The organism is Pseudomonas salomonii (genome assembly GCF_900107155.1).
GTDB lineage: Bacteria > Pseudomonadota > Gammaproteobacteria > Pseudomonadales > Pseudomonadaceae > Aquipseudomonas > Aquipseudomonas salomonii.
The window spans coordinates 168,284-185,976 of record NZ_FNOX01000008.1 but is presented as its reverse complement, the minus strand read 5'-3'; the positions used below and the strand labels follow the sequence as shown (position 1 = coordinate 185,976).

General features: G+C 61.6%; 16 protein-coding genes. 5 read left to right on the top strand and 11 right to left on the bottom strand.

The window, feature by feature from the left end:
- Nucleotides 1–56: 56 nt before the first annotated feature.
- The 9 genes from BLV67_RS19230 to BLV67_RS19195 form a co-directional block, all read right to left on the bottom strand.
- Complete coding sequence (locus BLV67_RS19230) at nt 57–986, bottom strand: sugar ABC transporter substrate-binding protein (protein ID WP_065931775.1); 930 nt, start codon at nt 984–986, stop codon at nt 57–59.
- Nucleotides 987–1,034: 48 nt separating this feature from the next.
- Nucleotides 1,035–1,211, bottom strand: coding sequence for a hypothetical protein (locus tag BLV67_RS32980; RefSeq protein WP_163005443.1), 177 nt, complete (start codon nt 1,209–1,211; stop codon nt 1,035–1,037).
- 127 nt (nt 1,212–1,338) lie between these two features.
- Nucleotides 1,339–2,367, bottom strand: a complete 1,029-nt coding sequence (locus BLV67_RS19225) for a Gfo/Idh/MocA family protein (protein ID WP_065931776.1) — start codon at nt 2,365–2,367, stop codon at nt 1,339–1,341.
- Nucleotides 2,368–2,525: 158 nt separating this feature from the next.
- Complete coding sequence (gene iolG / locus BLV67_RS19220; RefSeq protein WP_056859439.1) at nt 2,526–3,536, bottom strand: bifunctional inositol 2-dehydrogenase/D-chiro-inositol 1-dehydrogenase; 1,011 nt, start codon at nt 3,534–3,536, stop codon at nt 2,526–2,528.
- 18 nt (nt 3,537–3,554) lie between these two features.
- On the bottom strand, nt 3,555–5,486 hold the full coding sequence (gene iolD, locus BLV67_RS19215; protein ID WP_069785713.1) for a 3D-(3,5/4)-trihydroxycyclohexane-1,2-dione acylhydrolase (decyclizing): 1,932 nt from the start codon (nt 5,484–5,486) through the stop codon (nt 3,555–3,557).
- Between the two features lie 88 nt (nt 5,487–5,574).
- Nucleotides 5,575–6,396: a TIM barrel protein gene (locus BLV67_RS19210; protein ID WP_058421811.1), complete on the bottom strand. Its 822-nt coding sequence runs from the start codon at nt 6,394–6,396 to the stop codon at nt 5,575–5,577.
- 26 nt (nt 6,397–6,422) lie between these two features.
- Nucleotides 6,423–7,211 (bottom strand): 5-deoxy-glucuronate isomerase, encoded by a 789-nt coding sequence (iolB, locus tag BLV67_RS19205; protein WP_017136421.1) that lies wholly within the window; start codon nt 7,209–7,211, stop codon nt 6,423–6,425.
- Nucleotides 7,211–8,101 (bottom strand): myo-inosose-2 dehydratase, encoded by an 891-nt coding sequence (gene iolE / locus BLV67_RS19200; protein WP_069785712.1) that lies wholly within the window; start codon nt 8,099–8,101, stop codon nt 7,211–7,213. The genes iolB and iolE overlap by 1 nt, the downstream gene beginning before the upstream one ends.
- A 122-nt stretch (nt 8,102–8,223) precedes the next feature.
- On the bottom strand, nt 8,224–10,161 hold the full coding sequence (locus BLV67_RS19195; protein ID WP_069785711.1) for a bifunctional 5-dehydro-2-deoxygluconokinase/5-dehydro-2-deoxyphosphogluconate aldolase: 1,938 nt from the start codon (nt 10,159–10,161) through the stop codon (nt 8,224–8,226).
- Here BLV67_RS19195 and BLV67_RS32610 point away from each other — a divergent pair.
- Nucleotides 10,160–10,363 (top strand): hypothetical protein, encoded by a 204-nt coding sequence (locus BLV67_RS32610; RefSeq protein WP_141722670.1) that lies wholly within the window; start codon nt 10,160–10,162, stop codon nt 10,361–10,363. The two genes, BLV67_RS19195 and BLV67_RS32610, sit on opposite strands and share 2 nt — an antisense overlap.
- Before the next feature lie 82 nt (nt 10,364–10,445).
- Entirely contained in the window at nt 10,446–11,354 is a 909-nt protein-coding gene (locus BLV67_RS19190; RefSeq protein ID WP_017136418.1) for a MurR/RpiR family transcriptional regulator, read from the top strand.
- A 53-nt stretch (nt 11,355–11,407) separates the two neighbouring features.
- Here the strand turns inward: BLV67_RS19190 and pdxR are convergent, their stop codons facing one another.
- On the bottom strand, nt 11,408–12,829 hold the full coding sequence (pdxR, locus tag BLV67_RS19185; RefSeq protein WP_069785710.1) for a MocR-like pyridoxine biosynthesis transcription factor PdxR: 1,422 nt from the start codon (nt 12,827–12,829) through the stop codon (nt 11,408–11,410).
- Between the two features lie 94 nt (nt 12,830–12,923).
- Between pdxR and BLV67_RS19180 the strand changes: the two genes are divergently transcribed.
- A complete protein-coding gene (locus tag BLV67_RS19180) occupies nt 12,924–14,153 on the top strand; it encodes a multidrug effflux MFS transporter (RefSeq protein ID WP_065931781.1) in 1,230 nt (409 codons plus the stop codon).
- A gap of 156 nt (nt 14,154–14,309) precedes the next feature.
- Here the strand turns inward: BLV67_RS19180 and BLV67_RS19175 are convergent, their stop codons facing one another.
- Entirely contained in the window at nt 14,310–15,215 is a 906-nt protein-coding gene (locus tag BLV67_RS19175; protein WP_065931782.1) for a hypothetical protein, read from the bottom strand.
- 411 nt (nt 15,216–15,626) lie between these two features.
- On the opposite strand from BLV67_RS19175, the gene BLV67_RS19170 reads away from it, so the two are divergent.
- Nucleotides 15,627–16,310, top strand: a complete 684-nt coding sequence (locus tag BLV67_RS19170) for a response regulator transcription factor (RefSeq protein WP_003219726.1) — start codon at nt 15,627–15,629, stop codon at nt 16,308–16,310.
- The gene (locus BLV67_RS19165; RefSeq protein WP_058421805.1) at nt 16,288–17,682 is read left to right on the top strand and encodes a sensor histidine kinase; all 1,395 of its coding nucleotides are present in this window, start codon (nt 16,288–16,290) and stop codon (nt 17,680–17,682) included. Before BLV67_RS19170 ends, BLV67_RS19165 begins: the two co-directional genes overlap by 23 nt.
- Nucleotides 17,683–17,693 lie beyond the last annotated feature (11 nt).

Genomic DNA, 17,693 nt, shown 5'->3' with positions numbered 1-17,693 from the left:
CCTCGACTGCAGGGCGACCGTGGCCGCCCTGCCGGCTTATTGTTGTTGTGTGCGGGCTACTTGAAGTCTTTTACGTTGTCCGGCGTGATCAGCTGGAACGGGATCACCACGTTCTGCTCGATGGGCTCGTTTTTAGCCATCTTGCGCGCGGTTTCCACCGACTTGTCGGCCTGGCCTTTGGCGTCCTGGAAGGCCGACACGGTCATGTCGCCCTTGGTGATCGCATTGAGGCCGTCCGGCGTGCCGTCGACACCGGCGATCAGCACGCCTTTTTTGCCCGCCGACTTCAGCGCCATGGATGCACCAATGGCCATCTCGTCATTGTTGGCCAGTACCGCGTCAAAATCGCGGCCCTGGGTCAGCCAGTCGTTGACCAGGGTCATGCCCTTGTCACGCAACCAGATGCCGGTCTGTTCCTGCTCGATCTTGATGCCCGGGTACTTGGTCAACACTTCCTTCACGCCCTTGGTGCGGTTGGTAGTGGAGTTGTTCGCCAGGTCGCCCAACAGAATCACAATGTTGCCCTTGCCGCCGAGTTTTTCGGCGATGTATTGCATCTGCAGTTTGCCAGCCTCGACGTCATCGGACACCACTGCTGCCACGCCTGGGGCCAGAGTCGGGCTGTCCGGGCGGCGGTTGACGAACACCAGCGGGATTTTCGCCGCGGTGGCGGCCTTGATGATGTTGGCGGTCGATGCGGTGTCCACCGGGTTGACGATAATCGCGTCGACCTTCTGGCTGATGAAGTTTTCGACCTGGCTCAGCTGCTTGACCACATCGGCGCGCGCATCTTCAAACTGCAATTGCACACCATCGCCCTTGGGATAGGACTTGGCTTGCTTGTCCATGTCCTCACGCAGGTAGGTCAGGAAGGTGTCATCAAAGGCGGACATGGTCACGCCAATCTTGAGGTCGGCGGCCGAGGCAAAACCACTGGCCAGCAACATGGACAGGGCCAGCGCGGTAAAACGGATCGGGGTCTTCATGAACGGTCTGTCTCCACTTTCTTGTTGGTTTTTTGGACGTTGCGTTTATCAGCGTTCGGCGGGCAGTCGAACCACCGGTGCCCCCGGGATGCAGCAGACCAGCGCGCCGTGGTTTTCGACGCACAGCACATTAAGGAAGGAGAAGTAGAACGGCCGGGCGCGGGGCAGACCGCGTGGCGCTGAGGCAGGGCGTAAAACTCGCAGTACAGCGTTGAAGATTTTCATCTGACGGTACCTGGTTGTTTTTGATCTTGTTTTTGTTGAGCCGTGCGAATCGAGTTCGAACGTACTTTATGCAACCTGGAAAAGACTGTATTAGAAAATAATTTCCATATCAACATGTTTTAGAATTTTATTCTATTTTTGTCGAAACCACCTGCTGGCGCTCGGCGCTGAGGCGTGCGGCGTCCAATATACGGGTGGTTTCCAGCGCGTCATAGGCGCTGACCGGCAGTGGCCCCTGCCCATGTACGGCCAGTTGCAACTGGCGATAGAACTGCGTCCAGCAGCCCTTCTCGGACGGCACCCGCTCGCGTTCTTCACCTTGCTCAAACCAGCCCCAGCGTCGATGCTCCTCGGCGCCCCAGTGCTCGCCTTCGGTTTTCGGTGACTTGCCGGCCATCAGTGCGTCTTCCTGGCCGTCCAGCCCATCGACGGTGTAACACCCCAGGGTGCCGCTGACGCGAAAACGCGGGGCCTGGCTGTTTTGCAGGGCGTTACCCCACAAATGGGAAATCACGCCATTGGCGTGGGTCAGGGACACAAAGAAGCCGTGATCGAGGGTCGGGTGTTCAGGGCTGAACTGCAATTGCGCGAATACCCGGTCCACCGGGCCGAACAATTGCAGCGCCTGGTCTACCAAGTGGCTGCCCAGGTCACGCAACCAGCCGCCGCCGCTGGCGTTGCCGACGGCCTGCGGGCTGTAGCGTTCGACGCGGGATTCAAAGCGTGTGATCTCACCCAGTGCACCGGCGTCGATCAACTTGCGCAGGGTCAGGTAATCCGAATCCCAGCGGCGATTCTGGTAGACGCTGAGCAGCGAGCCCTGGCGCTCGGCGGCGGTAATCAGCGCCTGGGCCTGTTCGGCGTTACTGGCGAAGGGTTTGTCGCTGACCACCGCCACGCCGTGCTCGATGGCTTCCAGCACCAGCGCCGGGCGGCCTTTGAGGGTGGTGGAAATCACCAGCGCATCCACGCCGGCTTCGACGATCTGGCCAATACTGTCAAAGGCCCTTACGCCCGGAAGGTCGGCACTCAATTGCTGGCGGCGCTCCGCTGAACGGGTCACCACGCCAACAAAAGTCGCACCGGGCAAGGTTGCAATCAGCGGCGCATGAAAGAAGCGCCCTCCGTGGCCGTAGCCGACTAGTCCGATTCGCATAGTTCACTCCTTAATATGAAGTGCAAACCCAATCAAAAATGTGGGAGCGGGCTTGCTCGCGAATGCGGTATGTCAGACACAAATGCTTTAACTGATACACCGCATTCGCGAGCAAGCCCGCTCCCACACTGACTGCATTCCACCCGTCAGATTGTGATTCAGCCGTAAAAGTGCGGACGCTCCGGCAAGCTCACCTTCACGATCTGCTCACTGTTCTGCGCCTCGATGCACGCATCCGCCGCCACTGCCGCCGCAAACCCGTCCCAGGCCGAAGGCCCGCCGACCTGGCCGGCACGCACGCTGTCGATAAACGCCTGCAATTCCACGTCGTAAGCCCCGATAAACCGGTCCTTCCAGTCCATCAAAATGGCATTCGACAGCTTCGCGCCACTGCGCATTTGCACCTGCGAAGGCTCCGGCAGTTTGGCAATGCCAGTCTCCCCCACCACTTCACACTGGATGTCGTAGCCGTACTGGCAGTTCACGAACACTTCCACATCGATGCGCGTGCCCTTGGCGGTTTCCAGCAGCACGATCTGCGGGTCGCGCAGGTGGGCCAGGGCTTTGCTCGATTTGCGCGGGAACACCACCTGCACCGACACATAGTCATCGTTGAGCAACCAACGCAACACATCCAGCTCGTGGATCAAGGTGTCGGTGATCGCCATATCGGTCTTGTAGTTCTCGCCCACCGTCGGGTTGCGGTGCGCGCAATGCAGCATCAGTGGCTCGCCGATCTGGCCGCTGTCGATCACGGCCTTGAGGGCGCGATAACCCTCGTCATACGGGCGCATAAAGCCCACTTGCACCAGGCGCTTGCCATAGGCCAGTTCAGCGTCGACGATCTTGCGGCAACCTTGCGCCGTCACCGCCAGCGGTTTTTCGCAGAACACCGGCTTGCCGGCGGCGATGGCGGCCAGTACGAACTCTTCGTGGCTCGGCCCCCAGGACGTGACGAGAATGGCTTCAACCTGCGGCGAGTTGATCAGCGCGTGGCCATCGGCGTAGACCTCGGCGGCAAGCTTCAAATCAGCGACGACCTTGGCGGCTTGCTCAAGGTTGATGTCGGTCACCGCCACCACCTGGCTATTGAGCAAGGTCTGGCTGCAACGACGGATATGGTCACGGCCGATAGCGCCAGTGCCAATCACTCCAAGCTTTAACGACATACACAACTCCTCTTGTTATTAGTACTGCCGGGCCTTGGCCAGCTGTTCATTGAGTTTTTTCGCGGCGGCATTCGTGCGTTCACTGGTGGACACTTGCGCCACGCCCACACGCCACCACGACAGGTAGCCGTGGACCATGGTTTTGGGCAGAACCTTGATATCAATCAGCGTGGACACCGTTTGCGTGCGCGCATCGGCCAGGGCCGCTTCAAGCTGCTCCACGCTGCTGACCTTGTAGGTCTTGCAACCATAGGCTGCCGCGCTCATGGCGAAATCCACCGGCACCAGGCCGCCATCGAGCTTGCCGCTCTCGGGGTTACGAAAGCGGAACTCGGTGCCGAAGCTGTCCATGCCGTTGCCGATCTGCAGGTTGTTGATGCAGCCGAACGCCATGTTGTCGAGCAGCACCACGTTGATCTTGCGTCGCTCCTGGATCGAGGTGGCCAGTTCCGAGTGCAGCATCATGTAGGAGCCGTCGCCAACCAGCGCATACACCTCCTTGCTCGGCTCGGCCAGCTTCACACCGAGGGCGGCGTTGATCTCGTAGCCCATGCACGAATAGCCATATTCAACGTGATAAGTGTTGACGCCCTTGCTGCGCCAGGCGCGTTGCAAATCGCCGGGCAGGCTGCCGGCGGCGGCGACGATGATCGCGTCGTCGGCCAGGGTGTCGTTCAACACGCCAAGCACACGGCTCTGGGTCAGGCACGAACCGGTCAGTTCGATAAATTCGCGCAATACGGCGCGGTCCAGATGGTCATCCACCTCGGGCACAAAATCGTCGCCGTGGTATTGCACCTGGTGCACGCGATCCACTTCCGCGTCCAGTTGCGCCTTGGCGTCGCGGACCTGCTCGCCCCAGCCGGCACGGTAGTCGCCCAAGGCATCGGCCAACGCTTCGAGGGCAACCTGTGCATCGGCCAGCACTTGCACGCCGTCGAGTTTCAACGCGTCGCACGGGCTGATATTGAGGTTGAGAAACTTCACCTCGGCATGCTTGAACAGCGACTTGGACGAGGTGGTGAAGTCGGTATAACGCGTGCCGATGCCGATGATCAGGTCCGCCTCGGGCGCCAGCAGGTTCGCCGCCAGACACCCGGTTTCACCGATGCCACCGACGTTCAGCGGATGGCTGGATACCACCGCACTCTTGCCCGCCTGGGTTTCGGCGAAGGGAATCTCAAAACGCTCGGCAAACGCTTGCAGGGCCGCATTCGCACCGGAGTACTTCACCCCGCCGCCACAGATGATCAGCGGCTTGCGCTTGCCCCGGAAGGCCGCCAGCGCATCACTGATCATCGCCGCCGTCGCCGGCCGACGTTCGATACGGTGCACACGCTTTTGCAGGAAATAATCCGGGTAGTCCCAGGCTTCGGCCTGCACGTCCTGCGGCAGCGCCAGGGTCACGGCGCCGGTTTCGGCCGGGTCTGTGAGCACGCGCATGGCATGGATCGCCGCCGTCATCAGTTGCTCGGGGCGGTTGATACGGTCCCAGTATTTGCTCACCGAGCGGAACGCATCGTTGGTGCTGATGCTCAGGTCGTGGAATTGCTCGATCTGCTGCAACACCGGGTCCGGCTGGCGGCTGGCGTACACATCGCCGGGCAACAGCAGCAGCGGGATCCGGTTGGCCGTGGCGGTGGCCGCCGCGGTGAGCATATTCGCCGCACCGGGGCCTACCGAGGCGGTGCACGCATAGATCTTGCGGCGCAGGTGCTGCTTGGCGAAACCGATGGCGGCATGGGCCATGCCCTGCTCGTTACGGCCCTGATGCACCACCAGGTCGCCGCTGTCCTGCTCCAGCGCCTGGCCCAGGCCGAGCACATTGCCGTGGCCGAAAATCGTGAACACACCGGCGACAAACTTGCTCTGCACGCCGTCGACTTCGATGTATTGGTTATCCAGGAACTTCACCAGGGCCTGGGCCATGGTCAGTCTTGTTGTGGTCATCACTTGCACCTTGTGTGAATGCAATTGGGTTGATTAACACTGCTTCAATGTGGGAGCTGGCTGGCTTGCTCCCACAGGTTAATCGGCGTCAGGTTCGGGGGTTTTGCAGGTGGGCGATACTGGCCCCGATGGCCTGCTGGATATCCGCCAGCCCATGCACACTCTCGGCAAACGGCTCAAACGACAGGTAACCGCCGTACCCGCTGCTGAGCAACGTGTCGATCTGCGCGGCATTGCCGAGGATATCGCCCTCGCCCACCAGCACGCGGTGGCCGTCACGAATCGAATTGAGCGGCGCTTCGGCGTCTTCTACGCCAGAGATATGCACCAGGCCCGTCAATTGCGGGAAGAACTCCTGCTCGCTGGCCAGGTGGTGGTGGAAGGTGTCATGCACCAGCCGGAACACATCCAGGCCGCCAATCGACTGAATGGCGTCCACCGCCACGCGCTTGCGGCGCAGGGCACATTCTTCAAAGCCCAGCGGCTCGATGAACCCGAGGATGCCGTACTCGCGCAGGATCGGCGCCAGCTCGCTCAGCGCCGTGCGCAAACCGGCGGCACGCTGGGCTTCGTTGCGCGTATCGCCGCGTTCATTCAACGGGCACATCACCAGGCCCTGCGCGCCGCATTCACGGGCATAAGTGGCGAGTTTGATCGCCTGGGCGCGACGCTCGTCATTCCACACGTCAAACGGGTACAGCGCATTGATCGACAGCACCGTGATGCCCTGCACCGCGCACAATTCACGCACGCGGCTGGCCGGGGTGCCGTATTCGATTTCATGGCCTTTAAGGTCGTTGCGAATCTCGATGGCATCGCACTTGAGGGCCGCGGCCAACTGGATAAAGTCCGGCAACGACAGGTTGGGGGCGACCATGCGGTTAAGGGCAAAACGTAGCGGCGACTTCATTGTTGTTGTTCTCCGTCCAAAACCGTTTAGAGGTCCAGCAGCCAGCTGTGCTGCGGGTCGTTATGGAAATGCCAGGCGCGTTTTGGCCCGGCCATCACGTTGAGGTAATACGATTCATAGCCATACGGCACGCTGACCGGGTGATACCCCTTGGGCACCACCACCAGGTCGCTGTTTTCCACGGCCATGGCCTGGTCGATGCTGCGATCGTCGGTGTACACGCGCTGGAACACAAAGCCCTGCGGCGGGTTGATCTGGTGGTAATAGGTTTCTTCCAGAAAGCTCTGGTGCGGCAGGTCGTCGGTGTCGTGTTTGTGCGGCGGGTAGCTCGACGAGTGCCCGGACGGCGTGCGTACTTCCACCACCAGCAGCGAATGGGCCGGCTCGCTGTCAGGCAGGATGTCGCACACGTAGCGGGTGTTGGCGCCTTTGCCACGCACGCTGCGTTTGCACTGCTCGGGGCGAATCAGCCGCGGTTCAAAGCCAGGCGCACCGGGCGCGGCGCAGACGGCAATCTGCACGTCGCTCAAGGCGGTAATCTGCGCATCGGTGCCGGGCGGCAGGTACGCGGCGAACGGGGATTTGTCTTCGAACACCGACTGGCGGTCGCCAAGGTTCTGCCAGTTAAAGCCTTCGCCTTCGATATTGACGCGACCGCTGAGCAGCACCAGGCACAGCTCTTGGTCCCCGGCGGTGACCGGCAGGGTTTCGCCCAGGCTCAGTCGATAAGCGGAAAAACCCACGTACTCCAGGCGCCCTGCTTCCAGGGCCACCATGGTTTGCCCGCGTTTGCTGCTTTTGACCAACAGGCTCATCACTTAGTCCTCTCGTTGAGCAGCGCGCGCAGGGTGTCGTAGCCTTTTTTGGCATAGATATAGCTGGGCGCCACGGCCGGATCCTGCTCGGCTTCGACCACCAGCCAGCCCTTGTAGTGGGCAGCCAGCAGCACATCGAGCAACTCGGCAAAATCGATGTCGCCATCGCCGGGCACCGTGAACGTGCCGTTGACGATGCAGTCAGGGAAGCTCCACATCTGGTTGCGCGCCAGTTGCACCACCGGCTTGCGCACGTCCTTGAAATGCACGTGGCAGACGCGGTCGATGTGTTTACGCAGGACCTCCAGGGGTTCGCCGCCGCCCATGTAGCAATGGCCGGAATCGAACAGCAGGCCGACTTCCGGGCCCGTTCGTTTCATCAACTGGTCAATGTCTTCAGGGGATTCGACGTAGGCGCCCATATGATGGTGATACGCCAGGCGCACGCCTTGGGACAGGGTGAAACGCGCCAGCTCCGTGAGCTTGTCGGCGTAGTCCTGCCAGGCATGCTCGCTGTGAAAACGCGGGCGTTCGATCAGGCGCACCTTCGAGCCCTGGATCGAGTCGGCGACTTCGCCGTACACCAGCACGTTGGCGCCATTGAGTTTAAGCAGCTCGACATGCCCGGCGATGGCTTCGATTTCTTCGGCCACCGAACGGCGCGCCAGGCGGCTGGAATACCAGCCGGAGACCAGCGCCAGGTCATAGGGGCGCAGCACATCACCAACGCCCTTGGCGTCTTTGGGGAACTTGCCGTTGAGTTCAAACCCTTCGTAGCCGATTTCCTTGCCTTCACTGAGCGCAGTGCTCAGCGGCGTTTCACCGCCCAGGGCCGGCAGGTCGTCGTTGCTCCAGGAGATCGGGTTGATGCCAATTCGGATTGCGGGCATGGCTGCACCTTTTGTTTTTATCTGACTTAAGCCTGGTTAGATCTGCTTAATGTGGGAGCTGGCTTGTGTGGGAGATGGCTTGCCTGCTCCCACAAAAAGCCAGCTCCCACATTTGACCGTGTTTAATTTCTGGAACTGCGCCAGGCATTGATGAGCTGCTCGAACGTGGCCTGCACCTGCTCAATCAACCCTTCATCATCAATCTCCCCCGCCATCCACGCACGGCTTGGCTCCTGGAAGATCGTACGGCCCACCGCGAACCCACGGCAGGTGGTGCTTTGGCTGGCTTGCTGAAAGCCATCGGCCAGAAACTGCGCCGAAGCATTCAGACCCAGCAGCACCACGCCACGGCAATACGGATCACGCTCGTGGATCAATTCGTCGAGCTTTTTCCAGTCTTCGGCCGACTGCGCCTCTATCTTCCACCACGCCGGGTAAATGCCCAGGTTGTACAGGCGCTTGAGGCTGCGATAGAGCACATCGGGATAGGTCGACGGGTGATCCTTGGGCGGCACGACTTCCAGCAGCAGCTCATGGCCGCTGACCAGGGACGCCTCGTACACCGCCTTGAGTTGCGCCTCTTGCTCCAGACGCAGCATCGGCTCGTCGTCGGGGTGGAACTGCACCAGGCACTTGATGATTTGCTCCTGGGGCCAGGCAATCAGGTTGCTGCCCACCGAGCGGCCATGTTCAAACGCCAGCGGCCGCGAGTTCTGCACCTCGACCGGGCGGGCGATCCACCAGCCACGGCCGCTGGCGGCATTCAATGCGTCCTGGCCGAAACGCTGGTCGGCCAGCAGGCCCACATCGGCTTCGATGCCCTGCTGCGCCAGCTTGGTTTCCACACGTTCGATGGCCTGGATAAACAGCTGCTTGATGTCGCTGATGCGGGCCAGGTCCTGGCCGCCTTTTTGCGCCAGGTCCACCAGTTGCCAGCGGTGGTCGAAGGCAAACACAAACAACTGTTTCCAGGTTTTGCGCGGCACCGTGACGCGGTGCAGGCGTTGCAGGGTCACGTCCTGGTCCGGCCGGGTGATGGGCACCGGGCTGTTGAACAGGTAATCCAGTTCGGCCGGCGTCGGCATGGCCGGCGCGCAAGCGTGGCGGGACACGACCAGGCCGCCGCAGGCGTTGGCCAACTGGCTGCAACGCTCATCGCTGGCATCATTGATCCAGCCACTGAGGAAGCCGGACATGAAGGCGTCACCGGCACCCAGCACATTCAGCACTTCAACCCGCACGCCGGGGTAAATCGCGCCGTCTTCCAGGCGCGCCGGGATGGCGCCGTGGATCACCGTGCAGCCTTGCGGGCCGAGCTTGACCACCAGGGTCGCCGGGGTCAGTTCACGCACGGTGCGCAACGCCGTCAGCAGGTCTTCACTGCCACCGGCGATCAAGAACTCTTCTTCAGTGCCGACGATCAGGTCGAAACGCGGCAGGATGTTCTGCACGTGCTGGCTAACGTTCTGGTCGGCAACAAACCGCGTTTCGCCATCCGCCTTGCCCGCCAGGCCCCACAGCACCGGGCGGTAGTCGATATCCAGCACGCGCTTGACGTTGTGCTTGGCGGCGTAATCCAGCGCCTGGATGCTGGCCTTGTACACGCCGTCGGTGGAGAAATGTGTGCCGGTGATCAGCAAGGCTTTGCTGGAGGCGATAAAGGCCTCGCTGATGTCTTCGGCGCGCAGGGCCATGTCGGCGCAGTTTTCGCGGTAGAACACCAGCGGGAAGGTTTCGCGGTCTTTAAGCCCCAGCAATACCAGGGCGGTGAGGCGTTCCGGGTCGACCTTGATACCGCTCACATCACAGCCTTCACGGGCCAGGGATTCGAGCAGGAAACGGCCCATATGGTCATCGCCCACGCGGCTCAACATCGCCGACTTGAGGCCCAGCCGCGCCGTGCCGAAGGCGATATTGGCGGAGGAACCGCCGAGGTACTTGGCAAAGCTGGACACGTCCTCAAGCCGCGCACCGACTTGCTGTGCATAGAGGTCGACGCCCAGGCGCCCGAGGCAAATCAGATCCAATTGACGCCCACTGGCAAAACGAGTCTGGCCCATGCTGGCTCCTGTTATTTTTATCAGCCTGCGTGGTGCCGCCGTGGTGACGGCACACGCTCTTGGTGCAAGCAGACTAGAACGTCCGGCGGCGGCAATCAATATTTATTCCATAATTATTTTTAGTGGAATATTTTTTCCAATAAGCCAGCATAATGGCATGCCAGCCGCCGTGCATCGTTTCAGCAGCCCACGGGCGCCGTGATGCCGAGGTATTTTTTTGCGCCTACCCTGTAGACTTGCGTCACCCATCAGCGCATCAGACGAACACGCCAGAAGGATTGCCCATGTCCCGCACAGATCCCGAGACCACCCTGGAAGATACGATCGCCAGCCCTCCGATCAATGCCGAACGCCTGTTGCAGCTGATCACGGACGAATACGAAAGCCTGCCGCGCCAGCTCAAACGCATTGCCAGCTACATGAGCCAGCAGAGCGACCGCATCATGGTCGACCGCATCAGCGACATCGCCCGCGAATGCGAAGTGCACCCTTCGGCCATCGTGCGGTTTTCCCAGCGCTTCGGTTTCAGTGGGTTCAGCGAGATGCAGGCGCTGTTTCGCGAGGCCTACACCCACAAGACCACGCCGGTGCAGAACTACCAGCAGCGCATCCGCAGCATGATCGCCAACAAGTCGCAGAAGGCCAGTGGCGGCGACCTGGCGCGTGAGTGCGTGAATGCCACCCTCTCCGGCATTGAGCGCCTGGGGCTGGAGCTCGATGATGTGGCGTTCGAGAAGGCGGTGGACCTGGTGGTCAACGCCGACAATATCTACGTGGTGGGTGTGCGCCGCTCGTTTGCCGTGGCCGATTACCTGGTCTACAACCTGCAGCACACCAACAAGCGCATCCACCTGATCTCGGGCCTGGGCGGCAGTTATCGCGAGCAGATGCGCAGCGTGCGCGCCAATGACCTGGTGATCGCGATCAGCTTTACGCCCTACGGTAAAGAGACCCAGCATTGCCTGCGCATCGCCCAGCATCATCAGGCCAAGACCCTGATCATCACCGACAGCAACCTGTCGCCCCTGGCTAAACGGGCGAACGCGGTGTTGTTGGTGAATGAGGGGTCGTCGTTTGCCTTCCGCTCCTTGAGCGCCACGTTGTGCCTGTGCCAGGCGTTGTTTATTGCCGTGGCGTATCGGTTGGAGTTGAAGGTGGATGAGATTCATGAGCAGGTCGGCTTCGACGACTGACCTGCCGGCAACACGGGTCTCCTGTGGTAGCTGGCTTGCCTGCCAAGCGGCAATCAAGCCCCCTTTAACAATGTCGCCAGAACCCGACCGTGAAAGCGGATCTGCGCCAGGGTCAGCGCGGTGTAGCCGATGATCACCGCCGGCGGCAGGCTGGCCTCATCACAGAACTTGCCCAACGGCTGCAAGGTCAGGCCGACGGCGGCAGCGCGGCTGCAAAAGTCCGCCTCGCCGACGCCCGTCGGCAACCACAGCACAAAATGCAACCCGGCCTGCTGGCCGCTGACCGTGCAGCCCTGCGGCAGGCAGGCGAGCAACGCATCGCGGCGTGCCTGATAGGCTTGGCGTGAAGCGCGCAAATGCCGCACGAATGCCCCGCTGCCCAGGAACTCCACCAGGCCCAACTGATCCGTAGCGCCCACCGAATGCCCGGTCAATTGTGAGGTGCGCAACAACCCGGGCCGCAGCGCCCTGGGCACCACCATGAAGCCCACACGCAAGCCGGGAAACAGGTTCTTGTTGAAGCTGCCGCAGTAGATCACTCGGTCGCCGGAATCGAGGGATTTGAGCGCGGCCAGTGGCGCGCTGTTGTAGTTGTATTCGCTGTCGTAATCGTCTTCGACCACCCAGGCGTCAGCGCGGGCAGCCCAGTCCAGCAATGCCAGGCGGCGCGAGACCGACAGTGTCATGCCCAACGGCGCCTGGTGCGCAGGCGACACGTAAGCCAGCCGCGCCGTGGCTGGGAGCTGGGCGGTGTCGAGGCCGTCGGCTGTGATCGGGATCGATTGAACCCGCGCACCGGCCAGGCTGAACAGGCGCCGAGCGGGCTTGTAACCTGGGTCTTCGACGCACGCCGTGTCGCCGAGCTTGAGCAAAGTGCGCGCGATCAGGTCAAGGGCGTGACGAATGCCCGTGGTCACAATCACTTCATCCGCCTCGCAATGCATGCCGCGGTAACTGCGCAGGTAGTCGGCGATTTGCTCGCGCAACGCCGGCAACCCGGCCGGGTGGGCGGCCTCCAGGGCACCCGGCCCCGCCGCCAGCAAACCTCGGGAAATACAGCGTGCCCAGGTTTTCAAGTCGAACAGGCCGGCATCCGGGCGCCGGGCCACAAAGGGCACGTGGCTTTGCACGCCTGCATCGGACTGATCAGGCACGGCCAGGCGGCGTCGGTGGCTGCTCGGCGTTGGGGCCGCAATGAATTGCTCAGGGATCACCGCACTCACCCGCGTACCGGAGCCCGCCACGCGCTCTACGTAGCCCTCGCTGTGCAGGCGCTCGAACGCCGCTTCCAGGGTGCCACGCGATACCAGCCAGCGTTCGGCCAGGCTGCGGGTCGACGGCAAACGGCTGCCCGCCGGCAACTGCCGGTTGAGGATCGCGGCGCGCAATGCGTCGTAAGCGCCCTGCTGTTTACCGGCGTCCAGGGAGTCCGGGCGCGGCAGGTCGAGGGTGGCGGCGGTTTTGCCTCGGGGCATAAGTGGTCCAGTGCTTTAAGCAATAAGTGGCTCAAAGGATTAAACCACAAAGTCGTTAGAGTTCAGGCTCTACTCGTTAGTGAAGAAGCTTCCCATGACTCAACGCGCCCTCTCCACCGGGTTTTGGCTGGTCCTGTTGACGGTGCTGATCGCCCTGCCCCGCCTGACCCTCGACCTGCACTTGCCGGCCCTGCCCGCCATGGCCGACTACTTCCACAGCAGCGACAGCCAACTGCAACTGACCCTCACGCTGTACACCCTGGGTTCGGCGATTTCCCTGCTGGTCAGCGGCCCGTTGACCGACCGTTTCGGTCGGCGCCCGGTCTTGCTGGCCGGGCTGCTGCTGTACGTGGTGGCAACCGTGACCTGCGCCCAGGCCGACAGCCTCGGCGTGCTGGTGATCGCCCGGCTGTTCCAGGCCCTCGGCGGTTGCTGCACCACGGTGATCGGCCGCGTGATCGTGCGCGATTACTTCGATCGCCACGAACAGGCGCGCCTGCTGGGCTTGATCTCCATGGCTATGGCGATCTCGCCGATGGCCGCGCCGGTGCTTGGCAGCCTGATGCTGCCCTTGATCAACTGGCGTGGCTTGTTTGTGCTGCTGGCCATGATCGGCGCCGTGCTGTGCCTGGTGGTTTACCGCCGCCTGCCGGAAACCCGCCCGACCGAAGTTGCCGCTGCGCCGCCGAGCAACCTGCTGCGCGTGTATGGCCAACTGCTGCGCGACCGCTATTTCCTGCGGTACGCCCTGGCCATCGGCTGTGTGTACAGCACGTATTTTCCGTTTATCAGCGAGTCGTCTTCGCTGTTGCAGCGCGGCTACCAACTGACGGCCACGGAATACGCGCTGGTATTCGCCGCGACGATCAGCGGCTACATGCTCGGGGCGAACCTGTTTCGCCGTTTGGTATTGCGCTTGGCGCCCGACCGCTTGATCAACGCTGGGATCGGCCTGAATGTGCTGGGCAGCGTTTTGCTGGCGATGGCGACCCTCGCGCTGCCGGGAGAATGGCTGGCGATTGTGCTGCCGATGGTGGTGATCATGGTGTCGGTGGGGATGGTGATTCCGGCCTGCCAGCTGTCGGTGCTGCAGCCCTATGGCGCGATTGCGGGGACGGCGTCGGGGTTGTTCTTCTTTATCCAGATGATCCTGACGGCGGTGAGCAGTTGGGTGACGGGCTTGATGTCGAATGGCACTTCACTGCCCTTGGTGATCATGACTTCAGTGGCGAGCGCCCTCCTGATCACAAGCTGGCTGACACTGCGCAAAACCCAATGTGGGAGCGGGCTTGCTCGCGAAAGCGGTGTATCAGTCAGCTCATGAATAGCTGAAAGACCGCCTTCGCGAGCAAGCCCGCTCCCACAGGGGGGACCGAGCTTGGCTCAGGTTTTAGTGCATAAAGATCGCGATCAGGATGATCACCGGAATCGGCACGCCGAGGAACCACAGTAGTAATGAGCGCATGATGTTCTCCTTGAATTAACGAACGTAGTTTTCGGTTTCGACGTACACCACAGCATCCCGACGACGACCGCCGAAGGTAGCCGCGAAGCTGGCAAAGAACGCGCCGATCAACAGGGCCACAAAGGTCCACAGCGAGGTGTAGGCGGCGACTTTGGCGGCTGTGTCGGCCGCTTGCTTGGCTTTGAGCTTGGCGTCTTCGATAGCTTTACGGGCTTCGCCGTAGACCTTGTCGATACGCGCTTCGGCATCGGCCTGGCTGAGGTTGGTGCGCTGGCTGATCAACTGGGCCAGGTAGGTACGGTCTTCCGGTGCCAGTTGGCCGTCGTTGCTCAGGGTGCGGGTGAGGATGCGTGCAACCACGCCGTGTACCGCGTCATCGCTCACAGCCGCTGGACGGTCATCGCGGAACAGGCTGTCGACGTAGTAGTCGAAGTCGCCGCTGTTGGCACCCTTGGTTGCGCTGCCGGCGGCCTGACTGATGCCGCTGGCGGCACCTGCCGCCACACTGGCACCGGCTTTCACGCCGCCGCTGACCACGCTGCTGACCGAACCGACCACCAGGACCGCGGTGACCAGGGTTGCGACGGCCCAGGCGAGGAAACCATGGGCCGTGTCGCGAAAGTACACTTCATCGCCATGCATGTTCGCCCACTTCACACGCAACCGGCCGGCAATGTAACCGCCCAGGCCCGAAGCGACGATTTGGGTGAATGCCAGCCAGATAATCGTGGAAATACCCAGCCCCTTGGCGCTCATGCCACTGTCGGCCCACGGCGACACGGCCGAAAAGCCAAGGCCGAAGCCCAGCAGCACCAGGATAAGCGACAGTGCAGCCGCCGCAGCGGCTCCGGCAAAGATTGCGCCCCAGGAAACCCCAGAGCGCGCGCTTGACTCTTGCAGCGTGGATGACGATGTGATCATTGTTGTTTTGCTCCCGGCAGGAAAAATAGTGTTACAAGTCTCAAAACAGACAGTGCAGGCAGCGTGCCAGTCGGGTCTAAAATTAAAGTCCTTTTATTTCAACAGGTTAAGTAATTTGAACTTCCCATGACCGTGCAACTTGCAAGAAACAACAGTCGCAGGCGTGCTTTATGCAATCTCACGGCAAACCCGCTCACTGTGTGAGCTGGCTTGCCTGCGATAGCGGTCTTCCAGGTTGATATTTTGTGTCTGATACACCGCCATTACAGGCAAACCAGCTCCCACAGTGGAGGTGTGCAACCCGGATATTTGTGGTGGTTTTGCCAAGATGAAGTTTAATTTAGGAAACATTCAGCTACTTCTTGGCAAAATGACCCCACTTCTAGTGTGAATCGCTCACCAGGTAATCCTATGACCCGTATTTTGACCATCGAGGATGACGCCGTAACAGCCCGCGAGATCGTCGCCGAGCTGAGTAGCCATGGACTGGATGTGGATTGGGTGGACAACGGCCGCGAAGGCCTGGTCCGCGCTGTGAGTGGTGATTACGATCTGATCACCCTCGACCGGATGCTGCCGGAGCTGGATGGCCTGGCCATCGTCACGACCCTGCGCACCATTGGGGTGTCGACGCCGATCTTGATGATCAGCGCCCTCTCCGATGTCGACGAACGCGTGCGCGGCCTGCGGGCCGGGGGCGATGACTACTTGACCAAGCCGTTCGCCTCCGACGAAATGGCCGCCCGTGTCGAAGTCCTGCTGCGGCGCAAAAGCACGGTCAAGGAATTCGAAACCGCCCTGCGCGTGGCCGACCTGGAACTGAACCTGATCAGCCGCGAAGCCAGCCGCGCCGAGCAGCCGCTGAGCCTGTTGCCCACCGAATACAAACTGCTTGAGTTCCTGATGCGCAACACCGGGCAGATCCTGTCGCGGATGATGATCTTCGAGGAAGTCTGGGGTTATCACTTCGACCCGGGCACCAACCTGATCGATGTGCACATCGGTCGCCTGCGCAAGAAAATCGATCCACCGGGCCTCACGCCGCTGATCCGCACGGTACGAGGTTCCGGTTATGTCATTGCTGAACCCCTCTAAGGGCTGGCGCTCCTCCAGCAGCCGCTTGCTGGCGCTCTACAGTTCGCTGTTCGTGGCCTGGAGTTGCATCCTCATGGGGGTGCTGTATTTCGAAGTGTCGGGTTACCTGGGCGACCTGTCCCGCCACTCGTTGATGCAGCGTCAGCACTTGTTTCAGCGTTTCGACGGCGAAGAACTGGTGGAAGCCCTGACCACCAGCATGACCTTCGACATGAAGGGCGTGGACGCCTATGGCCTGTTCGATGAGCAATTTCGCCCCTTGAGCGGGCCGATCCGCGCCGTGCCGCCGGATTTGCCGCTGGACGGCAAGATCCACGCGCTGGCCAATTGCGTCGAGTCCGACGACCCCAAACTGCCCAAAGACAGCTGCGACGCCGTCGCCACCCACACCGAAGACGGGCGTTGGCTGGTGCTGGTGCGGGCCAACGGTTCGCTGTTCGGCGTCACCCGGATCATCTGGCATGCCCTGCTGTGGGCGCTGTCGCTGACCATTATTCCGGGCGCGGCCGGCTGGCATTTGTTGCGCCGCCGCCCGTTGCGGCGTATTCGCGGGATCCAGGCGAGTGCCGAGGCCATCGTTGCCGGTGACCTGACCCACCGCCTGCCGCTGTCGAACCGGCGTGATGAGCTGGATATGCTTGCGGCCATCGTCAACGCCATGCTCGACCGCATCGAGAAGCTGATGAACGAGGTCAAGGGCGTGTGCGACAACATCGCCCACGACCTGCGCACCCCGCTGACACGCTTGCGCGCGCAGCTGTACCGCATCAAGCAGGAAGCCGAGGAGAACTCGGTGTACGCGGTGAAGCTCGACGACGCCATCGCCGAGACCGACACGCTGATGGCACGCTTTCGCGGGCTGTTGCGCATCTCCGAGCTGGAAGACCACCAGCGCCGCTCGGGTTTCCTGGTGATGGACCCGCTGCCGCTGCTGCGCGAACTGCATGACTTTTATCTGCCGTTGGCCGAAGAAGGCGAATTGCAGCTGCGCCTTGAAGTGCCCGAAGCGCTGCCGTGGATCACCGGCGATCGTGCGCTGTTGTTCGAAGCCTTGGCCAACCTGCTGAGCAACTCGATCAAGTTCTCCCCCGCCGGTGGCGAAGTGATCTTGCGGGGTGTGAATGACGGCGGCAGCACGCGCATCGAAGTGCACGACTCCGGGCCGGGTATTCCGGCAGCGGAACGTGATGCGGTGTTCCAGCGGTTTTACCGTGTGGATGAAAGCGACCAGCAAGGCGGCTTCGGTTTGGGCCTGTCGATTGTGGCGGCGATTATCAACTTGCATGGGTTCAAGCTGGAGGTCGGCAGCAGCCAGAGCGGCGGTGCGCGGTTGGTGCTGGAGTGTCGGCAGCAGTTGATGCCCGAAGCCTGATCGCTGATCGT

What these genes read in the sequence shown, in the direction of transcription:
- BLV67_RS19230 (WP_065931775.1), bottom strand. Translation starts at nt 986, where the DNA reads ATGAAGACCCCGATCCGTTTTACCGCGCTGGCCCTGTCCATGTTGCTG.
- BLV67_RS32980 (WP_163005443.1), bottom strand. Translation starts at nt 1,211, where the DNA reads ATGAAAATCTTCAACGCTGTACTGCGAGTTTTACGCCCTGCCTCAGCG.
- BLV67_RS19225 (WP_065931776.1), bottom strand. Translation starts at nt 2,367, where the DNA reads ATGCGAATCGGACTAGTCGGCTACGGCCACGGAGGGCGCTTCTTTCAT.
- iolG (WP_056859439.1), bottom strand. Translation starts at nt 3,536, where the DNA reads ATGTCGTTAAAGCTTGGAGTGATTGGCACTGGCGCTATCGGCCGTGAC.
- iolD (WP_069785713.1), bottom strand. Translation starts at nt 5,486, where the DNA reads ATGACCACAACAAGACTGACCATGGCCCAGGCCCTGGTGAAGTTCCTG.
- BLV67_RS19210 (WP_058421811.1), bottom strand. Translation starts at nt 6,396, where the DNA reads ATGAAGTCGCCGCTACGTTTTGCCCTTAACCGCATGGTCGCCCCCAAC.
- iolB (WP_017136421.1), bottom strand. Translation starts at nt 7,211, where the DNA reads ATGAGCCTGTTGGTCAAAAGCAGCAAACGCGGGCAAACCATGGTGGCC.
- iolE (WP_069785712.1), bottom strand. Translation starts at nt 8,101, where the DNA reads ATGCCCGCAATCCGAATTGGCATCAACCCGATCTCCTGGAGCAACGAC.
- BLV67_RS32610 (WP_141722670.1), top strand. Translation starts at nt 10,160, where the DNA reads ATGCTGGCTCCTGTTATTTTTATCAGCCTGCGTGGTGCCGCCGTGGTG.
- BLV67_RS19195 (WP_069785711.1), bottom strand. Translation starts at nt 10,161, where the DNA reads ATGGGCCAGACTCGTTTTGCCAGTGGGCGTCAATTGGATCTGATTTGC.
- BLV67_RS19190 (WP_017136418.1), top strand. Translation starts at nt 10,446, where the DNA reads ATGTCCCGCACAGATCCCGAGACCACCCTGGAAGATACGATCGCCAGC.
- pdxR (WP_069785710.1), bottom strand. Translation starts at nt 12,829, where the DNA reads ATGCCCCGAGGCAAAACCGCCGCCACCCTCGACCTGCCGCGCCCGGAC.
- BLV67_RS19180 (WP_065931781.1), top strand. Translation starts at nt 12,924, where the DNA reads ATGACTCAACGCGCCCTCTCCACCGGGTTTTGGCTGGTCCTGTTGACG.
- BLV67_RS19175 (WP_065931782.1), bottom strand. Translation starts at nt 15,215, where the DNA reads ATGATCACATCGTCATCCACGCTGCAAGAGTCAAGCGCGCGCTCTGGG.
- BLV67_RS19170 (WP_003219726.1), top strand. Translation starts at nt 15,627, where the DNA reads ATGACCCGTATTTTGACCATCGAGGATGACGCCGTAACAGCCCGCGAG.
- BLV67_RS19165 (WP_058421805.1), top strand. Translation starts at nt 16,288, where the DNA reads ATGTCATTGCTGAACCCCTCTAAGGGCTGGCGCTCCTCCAGCAGCCGC.